Source organism: Citrobacter sp. Cpo109, assembly GCF_030332565.1.
Classification (GTDB): Bacteria; Pseudomonadota; Gammaproteobacteria; order Enterobacterales; family Enterobacteriaceae; genus Citrobacter; species Citrobacter portucalensis.
The window spans coordinates 45,069-57,022 of the sequence record NZ_JAOWHQ010000044.1 but is presented as its reverse complement, the minus strand read 5'-3'; the positions used below and the strand labels follow the sequence as shown (position 1 = coordinate 57,022).

Genomic DNA, 11,954 nt, shown 5'->3' with positions numbered 1-11,954 from the left:
ACTTAGCGCGAAATAATCAGATGGATACCGAAGCCCGCGAACAGCGCGCCGGCAAAGCCATCGATCCACTTCGCCAGACGCTGATAGCCGCGACGCATTTTCGGTAATGCAAACAGGCTGGCAACCACGGTAAACCACGCCAGCGTTTCCACGATGATCAGCGCGAAAATGCCCCAACGCGCGCCCGTTCCTACACTATCGCCAACAAACAGCGAGAACACGGAGCCAAAATAGATAATCGCTTTCGGGTTGGCGAGGTTGGTCAACAGACCTTTTAAAAAGCTGCGTCCGCTCTGCGCCAGTTCAACCTGTGGGGCAGGGGCCGCTACGTCCTGTTTTTTAAACGCGCCGCGCAGCATCTGGTAACCCATCCAGCACAGATACAGGCCGCCGCCCACCATGATAATGGTGTGCAGCCAGGCCATTTTTTCAATAATCAGATGCAGGCCAAGCAGCGCCACGCCAGCCCAGACCATGACGCCACAGGTAATACCCAGCACGCCCATCATGGCTTCTTTGCGCGAACGGCTAACGGCCGTTTGAGAAACAAAGAAGAAATCGGGACCGGGGCTCATCAGCGCAACGATATGCACCAACGCAACGGTGAAAAATAGCGTTAACATAAAAATGACTCGCGGGGGAATAGTTCAGTGAGTCACCATCCTGGCACTTTTTTGCCCGGCTGACTACTCTTCGTCGTCACCATCAACGTGTGCGCGAATAAGCGCCATAAACTCTTTACCGAAACGCTCAAGTTTCCGCATCCCCACACCGTTGACGCTTAGCATTTCACTCGGTGAAACCGGCATCTGCTCCGCCATTTCAATCAGCGTGGCGTCGTTGAACACCACGTACGGCGGAATGTTCTCTTCGTCGGCAATGGCTTTACGCAGCTTACGCAATTTGGCAAACAGTTTGCGATCGTAATTGCCGCCGAAGGATTTCTGCATAGCGCGCGGTTTCAGCGCCACGATTCGCGGTACCGCAAGCTGCAACGGGACTTCGCCGCGCAGAACCGGACGCGCGGCATCGGTCATCTGCAATGCGGAATGCTGAGCGATATTTTGCGTCACCAGCCCAAGATGGATAAGCTGGCGAATTACGCTCACCCAGTGTTCATGGCTTTTATCGCGCCCCATGCCATAAACCTTGAGTTTATCGTGGCCCAACTCGCGGATACGCTGATTATTCGCTCCGCGCAGAACCTCCACCACATATCCCATACCAAAGCGCTGATTGACCCGGCCAATTGTGGAAAGCGCAATCTGCGCATCGTTTAAGCCGTCGTACTGTTTTGGCGGATCGAGACAGATATCGCAGTTACCACACGGCTCCTGACGCCCCTCACCAAAATAATTCAGCAGAACCAGACGACGACAGGTTTGCGCCTCGGCAAACGCCCCCATCGCATTGAGTTTATGGCGTTCGATATCCAGCAGTTGTCCGGCAGGTTTCTCTTCGAGGCAACGGCGTAGCCATGCCATATCAGCCGGATCGTAAAACAGCATCGCTTCCGCCGGCAGGCCATCACGCCCGGCTCGGCCGGTTTCCTGGTAATAGGATTCGATGTTGCGCGGAATATCGAAATGCACCACGAAGCGTACGTTAGGTTTGTTGATCCCCATACCGAACGCCACGGTCGCCACTACGATTTGCAGGTCGTCGCGCTGGAATTTCTCCTGCACCTCGGCGCGTACAGCGTTTTCCAGCCCGGCATGATAAGCCCCGGCGCTGATGCCACGGCTTTGCAGACGCGCGGCGGTGTCTTCGACTTTGGCGCGACTGTTACAATAGATAATGCCAGACTTACCGCGCTGCTCTTGCACGTAGCGCATCAGCTGATCGAGCGGCTTAAACTTCTCCATCAGCATGTAGCGAATGTTCGGGCGGTCAAAGCTGCTGATCTGAATTAACGGATCGTTCAGTCCCAGCAGACGCACAATGTCCAGCCGGGTTGTCTCATCCGCGGTCGCGGTCAGCGCCACAAACGGCAGGGTTGGGAAACGCTGACGTAACTGGCCCAGCGCAGCGTACTCGGGGCGGAAATCATGCCCCCACTGCGAAATACAGTGCGCTTCATCAACCGCCAGCAGCACCGGATTCCAGTGCGCCAGATGCTCAAGGAAGTTATCCAGCATCAGGCGTTCGGGCGCAATATACAGTAAGCGAATCTGCCCGCTGCGACAGCCCGCCATCACCTCAAGCTGCTGTTCACGACTTTGAGTAGAATTCAGGCACGCCGCCGCCACGCCGTTGGCCAGCAGTTGATCGACCTGATCTTTCATCAGGGAAATCAGCGGGGAAACGACAACGGTGAGTCCGTTTAGCAATAACGCGGGAATTTGATAGCACAGGGATTTACCGCCGCCGGTCGGCATAACGACCAGGCAGTCGCGACCAGAGAGCACGGTATCAATGATTTCTTCCTGACCGGGGCGAAACTGTTGGTAGCCAAAGGTTTCCTGCAAAACCTGTTTAGCGCCCATTTCCAGATTCAACACTTCCGCCTGCGCCACATTAACCCCATTCGCCCGAAATAAAAACAGGCGCTATTTTCAGCGCCTGAGAGAGAAACTGCAATGATTAAAATACTCTCAATACTTATCAGAAGATATCGTTGAGCATCACGCCCACACCAACACGCGTCTGATTGAAGTTATAGTCAATCAGCGATTCGCCGTAACCACTGTAGACCTGAGTGTATAGACGCACATGCTTCGTGATGGGGTAACTGGCCCCCAGCTCTGCGCCGCCGTAACCGGTATTCCAGTTGTACTGGCCTTTCACGCTGATAACCGCGTCACCCAGGTGATACCCCATTTTCAGCTGATAGTAGCCCATGTATTTAGTGATATCAGGGTTATCGTCGGTGCTACCAATCACGTACCACGGCTTAACTTCCACCAGCCAGTTACCATTTTCAGCCATCAGACGGGTATAAAGACGGTTCCAGCTACGTGAAGTGGGATCGGATCGGCCGTTGGAGTCATGGTTATAACCCATTTCGACATCACGAAGCGTCCAACCGGCAAAGCGATAGTCTGTGGCGAAACCGAGGAACAATTGCGGTTCGTAGTTGGTTTCGCGAAACGGTGAAGACTCTTCACTGTTCGAAAGCTGCCACCAGGATTTCTGGGTATAGGAGCCGCCAAGTACCGAGTTTGGGCCTAATATCCCGCGCCAGAGCGGAAACGCCAGGCTTAGCTGAAACTTAACCTCATCTTTGCGCGCATTTTCGGACCAGCTATAACTGCTGATCGCCTCTTTGTTCATGTCGCTGGTATTGGTGTAAATAAGATAGTTGGTGTCATACGGATAAAGCGTGAAAGGGTTGTCATGTTCCTGCAGTATATTGGCGATAATACTGCCACGAACCGCCGGTGCATCATGAATCTCTTTCACTGTCGCTTCCTGCGCATACGCGGTCAACGGCAGCATAATTGCTGGTAGTAACCATCCCAGAATCGCCCGCATCGGTAATGTTCTCCTGAACCAAAATATTGATGAATTGTATAATTATCTGGCAAGTATTCTACATACTTAGCTAGTTCCTCGTTAGTTATCCCGTCCTAAAGTAGAAAACAACAAATAATAAGCATAATATCAACATTTCATTAACCATTGAGGTGTAGGGATCGTATGTCTGCCGTACTTACTGCTGAGGAAGCGCTGAAGTTAGTGGGTGAAATGTTTGTCTATCATATGCCGTTTAACCGGGCGCTGGGACTGGAGCTCGAACGCTATGAGAAAGAATTTGCTCAATTAGCCTTTAATAACCAACCGATGATGGTCGGCAACTGGGCGCAAAGCATTCTGCATGGCGGCGTGATCGCCTCGGCGCTGGACGTCGCCGCGGGGCTGGTATGCGTTGGGAGTACGCTGACCCGCCATGAAACGATCAGCGAGGACGAACTGCGTCAGCGAATGTCACGGATGGGCACAATCGATTTGCGTGTTGATTATCTGCGCCCCGGAAGAGGGAGCCGCTTTACCGCCACCAGTAGCCTGCTGCGGGCGGGCAATAAAGTCGCTGTGGCGCGCGTGGAACTGCATAACGAAGAACAGCTTTATATTGCCAGCGCAACCGCCACTTATATGGTGGGGTAAGTGCCTAAAAAAAGGTAAACTGCTGTTACATTTCTGCAATGAGTTTTCCCGATGGATGCTAAACAAACGCGGCAGGGCGTGCTACTCGCTCTTGCTGCTTATTTTATTTGGGGTATCGCTCCCGCCTACTTCAAGCTGATTTACTATGTTCCGGCGGATGAGATCCTGACGCACCGCGTCATCTGGTCATTTTTCTTTATGGTGGTACTGATGAGCATCAGCCGCCAGTGGTCAGGTGTCAAAACGCTGCTACAAACGCCAAAGAAGATCTTCCTGCTGGCGCTCTCTGCAGTGCTCATCGGCGGAAACTGGCTGCTGTTCATTTGGGCGGTCAATAATCACCATATGCTGGAAGCCAGCCTCGGCTATTTTATTAACCCACTGGTGAATATTGTGCTGGGAATGCTATTCCTCGGTGAGCGCTTTCGTCGCATGCAGTGGCTGGCGGTACTGTTAGCCGCCTGCGGCGTGCTGGTACAGCTGTGGACCTTCGGATCGCTGCCAATAATCGCGCTGGGACTGGCGTTCAGCTTTGCGTTCTATGGGCTGGTGCGCAAGAAGATTGCCGTCGAAGCACAAACCGGCATGCTGATCGAAACCCTGTGGCTTTTACCTGTCGCCGCCATCTATCTGTTTGGCATTGCGGACAGCTCAACCAGCCATATGGGGCAAAACCCCATGTCGCTCAACCTGCTGTTGATTGCCGCGGGTGTCGTGACCACCATTCCGCTGTTGTGCTTTACCGGCGCGGCAACCCGCCTGCGTCTGTCAACGCTGGGATTCTTCCAGTATATCGGGCCTACGCTGATGTTCCTGCTGGCCGTCACCTTCTATGGTGAAGTTCCGGGAACGGATAAAATGGTCACGTTTGCGTTTATCTGGGTGGCGCTGGCGATTTTCGTGATGGATGCGATTTATACGCAACGACGGGTTCGTCGGAGCTAGGGGAGTGCCGGATGGCGCTTCGCTTATCCGGCCTACAAAAGCACATCGCCGTAGGCCGGATAAAGTACAGTGATTACAGCCAGTTCTTGCGCTTAAAGTACAGATACGGCGCCAGACCCGCGAGCATCATAAAGACAATCGCGCCCGGGTAACCGAAGCTCCAGTGCAATTCCGGCATAAACTCAAAGTTCATCCCGTAGCTGGAAGCCACCAGCGTCGGCGGCAGGAATACCACAGAAACCACCGAGAAGATCTTGATGATGCGGTTCTGCTCGATGTTGATAAAGCCCATCGCCGCCTGCATCAGGAAGTTAACCTTCTGGAACAGCGATTCATTATGCGGCAGCAGGGACTCGATATCGCGCAGGATCTCACGCGCCTGCTCCAGCTGACTGCCCGGCAAACGCGCTTTACGTACCAGGAAGTTCAACGCGCGCTGGGTATCCATCAGACACAGACGTACCTTCCAGCCGATATCTTCCAGTTCCGCCAATGTCGACAGCGCTTCATCATACTCATCGCCCTGACGCCCTTCCATGATCACACGGCTGAGTTTTTCCAGGTCGCTGTAGATGTTTTCGATCTCATCCGCCAGCTGTTCAATTTTGGTTTCGAACAGGTCGAGCAACAGCTCGTAGGCGTTGCCATCCACCATCGCCTGGTTACGCGCACGCATGCGGTACAGGCGGAAGGCCGGCAGTTCGCGCTCGCGCAGAGTAAACAGGCGGCCTTCGCGAATGGTAAATGCGACGGTTGAGTTACCTGCGTGATCGTCGGCGTCTTCGTAAAAGAAGAAGGAGTGGATGTGCAGACCGTCTTCGTCTTCAAAAAAACGTGCGGATGCTTCGATGTCTTCCAGTTCAGGGCGCGTAGCCAGATTCTGGCCCAAGTCCTTTTGCACACGGTTTCGTTCTTCGTCATCCGGCTCGACTAAATCGACCCAGACCGAACTGGCCAGGTGCTCGATCTCGTCTGCCTCAAGGCGAGTTAAACGATTGTTTTCCAGTTGAAATGCGCTCAGCATGACCGGGACTCCCAATGCAAAAAATTATCGGACAGTTCGGAGGGCACACAGAAACAAATTGGGTTTCAGACCATTAAACAGCCTGACTCAGCGCGACGGGAAAAAACAGAAGGTCGCTGACAACCGCGAAGGCTATCAGCAAAAAGGGATAGCCTTAGGAGTTGATCCTGGATGACAGGATAATGAGCCAGTATCTACTGGGTGTGTCCAAGGCGAATGTCCTCTTAGCGTAATCGTGCGCGCATGTTACGCCAGCAAAATTTTGACGTCAACACGCAACGGATGGCGAAAAAGTAATAATTTCCCCTTATACAGAAAGGTTAGCAGAGGGGAATTATTTATCTATGATTTCAGAATATTAACCGACAGATAGCCGGATGGCGGCTTCGCCTTATCCGGCCTACAAATCAAAATATTACGTTCTGCGTAGGCCTGATAAGCGCAGCGACATCAGGCGATCATACCGTTTCCAGTCTGGCGTAGGCGGCAACCAGCCATTTGATCCCCTGCCCCTGGAATGCGACCTGCAAACGACTGTGTTCGCCGCTTCCTTCCAGATTAACGATGGTGCCCTCGCCAAACTTAGCGTGGCGCACGCGCTGGCCGAGCTTGTAGCCGGTATCATTTTCCGCCATTGGCGTGCCCATCCGCTGATGACTCACCGGGCGGCTGACCGTGGCACGCAGGCGAACCTCTTCAACGCACGCTTCCGGCAGTTCGCCGATAAAGCGCGACGGACGATGGTAAACCTCTTTGCCGTACAGACGACGCGTCTCGGCATAGGTCAGCGTCAGCTTCTGCATCGCGCGGGTTACACCGACGTAAGCCAGGCGGCGCTCTTCTTCGAGGCGGCCACCTTCGTCCAGCGACATCTGGCTGGGGAACATACCTTCTTCCATCCCCACGATAAACACCTGCGGGAACTCCAGACCTTTCGCCGAGTGCAGCGTCATCAGCTGTACCGCGTCCTGCCAGGTATCCGCCTGCCCTTCGCCCGCTTCCAGCGCGGCGTGAGACAGGAACGCCTGCAGCGGCATTAAGTCTTCGTCTTCTTCGTTGTAGCTGAACTGGCGCGTTGCCGTCACCAGTTCGTCTAAGTTTTCGATACGCGTCTGGCCTTTCTCACCTTTTTCCTGCTCGTACATCATGCGCAGGCCGGAGTCTTTAATCACCCGGTCAGTCTGCACGTGCAGCGGCATATCGGCGGTCTCCTGCGCCAGTGCGTCAATCAGCTCCATAAAGCGCTGTAAGGCGCTGGCGGCGCGACCCGCGAGGGCTTTTTCCTGCAACAGCTCACGACAGGCCTGCCACAACGTTAGCTGGCGGTCACGGGAGGTCTGACGCACCACATCCAAAGTACGATCGCCAATCCCGCGGGTGGGCGTATTCACCACGCGCTCAAATGCGGCGTCGTCATTGCGGTTGGCGATCAGACGCAGGTAGGAAAGTGCATCTTTGATTTCCTGGCGTTCGAAGAAGCGCATCCCGCCATAGATCCGATACGGCATGCTAGCCTGTAACAACGCCTCTTCCAGTACGCGCGACTGGGCGTTACTGCGATAAAGAATGGCGCACTGTTCCAGCGTTCCGCCGTTGTCCTGCCAGGTCTTGATGCGATTGACCACAAAGCGCGCTTCATCAAGCTCGTTGAACGCGCAGTACAGCGAGATCGGTTCGCCGTCGACGCCGTCGGTCCACAGTTTTTTACCCAGACGCCCGTTGTTGTTTTCAATCAGGGCGTTGGCCGCGCTGAGGATATTGTTAGTTGAGCGGTAGTTTTGCTCCAGGCGAATAGTTTCTGCGCCGGGGAAGTCAGTGAGGAAGCGCTGGATGTTCTCCACCTGCGCTCCGCGCCAGCCGTAGATTGACTGATCGTCATCGCCGACGATCATTACCTTACCGGTATCGCCCGCCAGCAGGCGGATCCACGCGTACTGAATGTTGTTGGTATCCTGAAATTCGTCCACCAGGATATTGGTAAAGCGTTCGCGGTAGTGCTGCAGGATATGCGGCTTGTTGAGCCACAGCTCGTGAGCGCGCAGCAGCAGCTCGGCGAAATCCACCAGCCCCGCGCGGTCACACGCTTCCTGGTAAGCCTGATACACTTTCTGCCAGGTTTGCTCAACCGGGTTGCCGTAGCTTTGCAGGTGGTGCGGACGCAGCCCTTCGTCTTTCTGGCTGTTGATGAACCACATCGCCTGACGCGGCGGCCACTGCTTCTCATCAAGGTTCATCGCCTTGATCAGACGCTTGAGCAAACGCAGTTGGTCTTCGCTGTCGAGGATCTGAAAATCCTGCGGCAGGTTTGCATCCATATGATGCGCGCGCAGCAGACGGTGGGCCAGACCGTGGAATGTACCGACCCACATACCGCCCTGGCTGGTTCCCATGATCTGGCCGATACGGTGGCGCATTTCCGCCGCCGCTTTGTTGGTAAAGGTCACCGCCATAATGGAGTACGGCGAGTTGTTCTCAACCGTCAGTAACCAGGCGATACGGTGCACCAGCACGCGCGTTTTACCACTCCCCGCGCCTGCCAGAACCAGCATGTTGCTGCGTGGCGCGGCCACCGCTTCACGCTGTTTATCATTAAGGCTGTCGAGCAGGTAAGAAACGTCCATTGGCACCGCCGCGTAAAAGTAGGTAAGGCGGATAAGCGTAGCGCCATCCGCCAAAAAGCTGGGTATATATACAGAGTTCTGCTGGTGATTATATCAGCGAGGTCAGAGATGCCAACTGTGAAATTTCGATATGCGGAAGCAAACGACTGTCTGCGGTTTGCATCAGGTCGGCATTTTCCGGTTTGATCCAGCAGGCCTGCATACCACAACGGATGGCGCCCGCGACGTCCGTTGTCAGGTCATCACCCACGTGCAGAATCTCACCCACAGGCATTTTCAGTTTTTCCGCCGCCAACGTGTACATGTCGCTAAAGGGCTTTGATCGCCCGTCGGGACCGGCGCGCAGCACAAACTCAAAGTAATCACCCAGGCCAAACAGTTCCGGCTGCGCGTTACCGTTGGTGATCGCCACCAGCGGCCATTCGCGGGCCAGCGCCTTCAGCGTGTCATGCGTCGTCTGCGGGACTTCAATGCGGCTACGCCATTTGGCAAAATTCATCATTGCCGCATTCGCCCCCATTCTGGCTTCTGCCGCTGACAACCCCGCCTCCAGCATAGCGCGCTCTACGGCACGGTGACGCCATTGGGTAACATCGTGGTAGATTTCCGGCTCGGCGTCGCGAACGGCCTGACGTAAGCGCTGTAGGTCGCTATTTTGCAGCGAATTCAACGCCGGATGGTAATTCTGTACAAACGCGAGCGCTTCCTGCTCGGTGCGTGTGATAACGGGACGGTTATCGTAAAGGGTGTCATCAAGGTCAAAGGTGAGCGCAGAAATGCGCCCCAAAGGCCGGTAAAAACGCATTATTTCCCCCGTTTGGCGCGCGGATGCGCCGCATCGTACACTGAAGCCAGGTGTTGAAAATCAAGATGGGTATAGATTTGAGTCGTGGAGAGATTGGCATGACCCAATAACTCCTGCACTCCGCGCAGATCGCCGCTCGACTCCAGCATATGCGTCGCAAAGGAGTGACGCAATTTGTGGGGATGTACGTGGCTGTTCAGCCCCTGCTTGATACCCCATTCAGCAAAGCGTTTCTGCACGTTACGCGCCGAGATACGTTTGCCCAGTTTGGACAGAAATAGCGCATCGTCATCGCTGCCAAATAGCCCGCGTAGATCCAGCCAGTGCTCAATCCACGCCACCGCGTTGCGGCCAATCGGCAGGCGACGCTCTTTACTGCCCTTACCCATCACCCACACTTCGCCGGTGTCGAGGTCGAGATGTTTAATATCCAGCCCAACCAACTCAGATAAACGCAGCCCCGCGCCGTACATCACTTCCAGCATTGCTCTATCGCGCACGGCAAGGGGATCGTTGAGATCGATATCCAGCAGACGATTAACATCGTCGACATCGATATTTTTAGGGAGATGACGCGGTGCTTTCGGCGCGGAAACGCTTTTTGCCGGATTGGCTTTCAGCTCGCCCTGATTAACCAGCCAGTCGAAGAAACTGCGTAACGCAGAGAGACGCAGCGCCAGACTCGCCGGCCCCAGTCCCTTACGACGGCTGCGAACAGCAAAACTGCGTACCATCGCAGCATCACATTGTTGCCAGCTTTGCAGACCGGTCTCTCCGGCTAACGCAATGATGGCATCAAGCTGACGCTGATAATTAAGCAATGTGACCGGGCTAAGCTGACGCTCAACGCCCAGATAGCGCAAAAAGCGCGCCACATCCTGAGAAAGGGGTGAATCGGTCATACGCGTTCAATCCAGCGCTCCAGCAGCTCCGGCAACATCAGCGAGATTTCCTGCAGCAATTGCGTGCCTTGCCCCTGCTGGTAATGATTAACGTCACGGCTGCTAAACAGCATCACGCCCAGAGAGCCATCTTGCCCGAGCATCGACATCGCCACCGAGCCTATGGCTTTCGCCTCCGGCATCATGACCAGCAATTCCGGACCATTAAGCGGCCCAAGATAGTGCTGTGACTGACCCAGACGCTGGATACGCAGCGGTTCAAAAGCCTGACGGCTTAATGCCAGATGGGTGAATTTTGATGGCGCGCCAAGTCGCCAGCGATCCGGGAACAGACGAACCGTCGCTCCGGCCAGCCCTAACTCACGCGCCCAGCGATGAAATCGCATCAGCATGTCGTCAAGACTGCTGGCCGACACCAGCCGTCCTTGCAGATTTAACAGACGATAGAACAGGCTTTCATTGGCGTTGGCTTGTTCCATCAACAACGCCATGTTCTCTTCCAGCACGTTAATATGATTACGTGCCCGCGCCATATGCCATTCCACTAAAGAGACCGTGCCCCGCACTGGGTGCGGAACTCGCATCGCTTCAACGGCCTGGGCATTACGGATAAAAAACTCAGGATTACGTTGCAGGTAATCGACGACCGCCCGGTCGTCCAGCTCCATGAGCGTTTCCTGTAGTTCTTCCCCTGGTTGCTTCATAAGTGAATAAATCCGTCGTAGACATGTGCCGCCGGGCCAGTCATATACAGCGGATGACCCGGACCTTTCCAGGCGATATCAAGTCGACCGCCCGGTAATTCCACCCTCACTTCTTCTGCCAGCAGACCCTGCTGGATACCGACCGCAACGGCAGCGCACGCACCGCTGCCGCAGGCCTGCGTTTCACCCGCGCCGCGCTCATAGACGCGCAGTCGGATATGTTCGCGTTTTACCACCTGCATAAATCCGATATTGGCGCGTTCAGGAAAGCGTTCGTGGCTTTCCAGAACCGGTCCCAGTGTTTCTACCGTGGCCGTATCAACATCATCAACCTGAATCACGCAGTGCGGGTTCCCCATTGAAACCACGCCGCACAATACTGTCTGTTCGGCCGCGCGCATAATATAGGTCTTCTCTGCTTTGTTAGCGCGAAAAGGAACCTGCGAGGGTTCAAAATTGGGTTCGCCCATATTCACCCGCACCAGCTCGTCGTCGGTTACGGTTAATACCATACGACCATTCGCGGTACTGACGCGAATATCACGTTTATTAGTCAGCCCTTTCAGGCGAACAAAACGGGCAAAACAGCGGGCGCCATTGCCACACTGTGACACTTCACTGCCGTCGGCATTAAAAATACGGTAGTGGAAATCCAGCTCCGGATCATACGGAGGCTCAACCACCAGCAGTTGATCAAATCCAACGCCGAGATGTCTGTCGGCCAGGCGGCGGATCAGCTCTGGTGAGAAAAAGACATTCTGCGTTACCGCGTCGACGACCATAAAATCGTTGCCAAGGCCATGCATTTTAGAGAATTGCATCATTCACTCCGTTCACGCGGGTACA

General features: G+C 54.7%; 12 protein-coding genes. 2 read left to right on the top strand and 10 right to left on the bottom strand.

The features are described 5' to 3' along the window. Nucleotides 1-2: 2 nt before the first annotated feature. The 3 genes from rhtC to pldA all read right to left on the bottom strand — a co-directional run bounded on the left by rhtC (nucleotide 3) and on the right by pldA (nucleotide 3,474). Nucleotides 3-623, bottom strand: a complete 621-nt coding sequence (gene rhtC / locus OGY71_RS04315) for a threonine export protein RhtC (protein ID WP_038634488.1) — start codon at nucleotides 621-623, stop codon at nucleotides 3-5. Nucleotides 624-686: 63 nt separating this feature from the next. Then, entirely contained in the window at nucleotides 687-2,516 is a 1,830-nt protein-coding gene (recQ, locus tag OGY71_RS04310) for an ATP-dependent DNA helicase RecQ (RefSeq protein ID WP_286612906.1), read from the bottom strand. Nucleotides 2,517-2,604: 88 nt separating this feature from the next. Next, nucleotides 2,605-3,474 (bottom strand): phospholipase A, encoded by an 870-nt coding sequence (gene pldA / locus OGY71_RS04305; RefSeq protein WP_286612904.1) that lies wholly within the window; start codon nucleotides 3,472-3,474, stop codon nucleotides 2,605-2,607. A gap of 165 nt (nucleotides 3,475-3,639) precedes the next feature. Between pldA and yigI the strand changes: the two genes are divergently transcribed. Together yigI and rarD are read left to right on the top strand one after the other, a co-directional pair. Then, nucleotides 3,640-4,107 (top strand): acyl-CoA thioesterase YigI, encoded by a 468-nt coding sequence (gene yigI / locus OGY71_RS04300; RefSeq protein ID WP_003828949.1) that lies wholly within the window; start codon nucleotides 3,640-3,642, stop codon nucleotides 4,105-4,107. A gap of 51 nt (nucleotides 4,108-4,158) precedes the next feature. Beyond that, nucleotides 4,159-5,052 (top strand): EamA family transporter RarD, encoded by an 894-nt coding sequence (rarD, locus tag OGY71_RS04295; RefSeq protein ID WP_003828953.1) that lies wholly within the window; start codon nucleotides 4,159-4,161, stop codon nucleotides 5,050-5,052. Between the two features lie 73 nt (nucleotides 5,053-5,125). Here the strand turns inward: rarD and corA are convergent, their stop codons facing one another. From corA to dapF, 7 genes are all read right to left on the bottom strand, one after another. Then, nucleotides 5,126-6,076 (bottom strand): magnesium/cobalt transporter CorA, encoded by a 951-nt coding sequence (gene corA, locus OGY71_RS04290; RefSeq protein WP_003017920.1) that lies wholly within the window; start codon nucleotides 6,074-6,076, stop codon nucleotides 5,126-5,128. 154 nt (nucleotides 6,077-6,230) lie between these two features. Continuing rightward, a complete protein-coding gene (ysgD, locus tag OGY71_RS04285) occupies nucleotides 6,231-6,287 on the bottom strand; it encodes a YsgD/CorL family protein (protein ID WP_212723238.1) in 57 nt (18 codons plus the stop codon). Between the two features lie 247 nt (nucleotides 6,288-6,534). After that, nucleotides 6,535-8,697: a DNA helicase II gene (gene uvrD, locus OGY71_RS04280; RefSeq protein WP_240389544.1), complete on the bottom strand. Its 2,163-nt coding sequence runs from the start codon at nucleotides 8,695-8,697 to the stop codon at nucleotides 6,535-6,537. Nucleotides 8,698-8,785: 88 nt separating this feature from the next. Then, the gene (gene yigB / locus OGY71_RS04275) at nucleotides 8,786-9,502 is read right to left on the bottom strand and encodes a 5-amino-6-(5-phospho-D-ribitylamino)uracil phosphatase YigB (protein WP_164563281.1); all 717 of its coding nucleotides are present in this window, start codon (nucleotides 9,500-9,502) and stop codon (nucleotides 8,786-8,788) included. After that, a complete protein-coding gene (gene xerC, locus OGY71_RS04270; RefSeq protein WP_103015294.1) occupies nucleotides 9,502-10,404 on the bottom strand; it encodes a tyrosine recombinase XerC in 903 nt (300 codons plus the stop codon). Before xerC ends, yigB begins: the two co-directional genes overlap by 1 nt. Beyond that, on the bottom strand, nucleotides 10,401-11,108 hold the full coding sequence (locus tag OGY71_RS04265) for a DUF484 domain-containing protein (RefSeq protein WP_008787084.1): 708 nt from the start codon (nucleotides 11,106-11,108) through the stop codon (nucleotides 10,401-10,403). Before OGY71_RS04265 ends, xerC begins: the two co-directional genes overlap by 4 nt. Beyond that, on the bottom strand, nucleotides 11,105-11,929 hold the full coding sequence (gene dapF / locus OGY71_RS04260; protein WP_003017933.1) for a diaminopimelate epimerase: 825 nt from the start codon (nucleotides 11,927-11,929) through the stop codon (nucleotides 11,105-11,107). The genes OGY71_RS04265 and dapF overlap by 4 nt, the downstream gene beginning before the upstream one ends. Nucleotides 11,930-11,954: the final 25 nt, after the last annotated feature.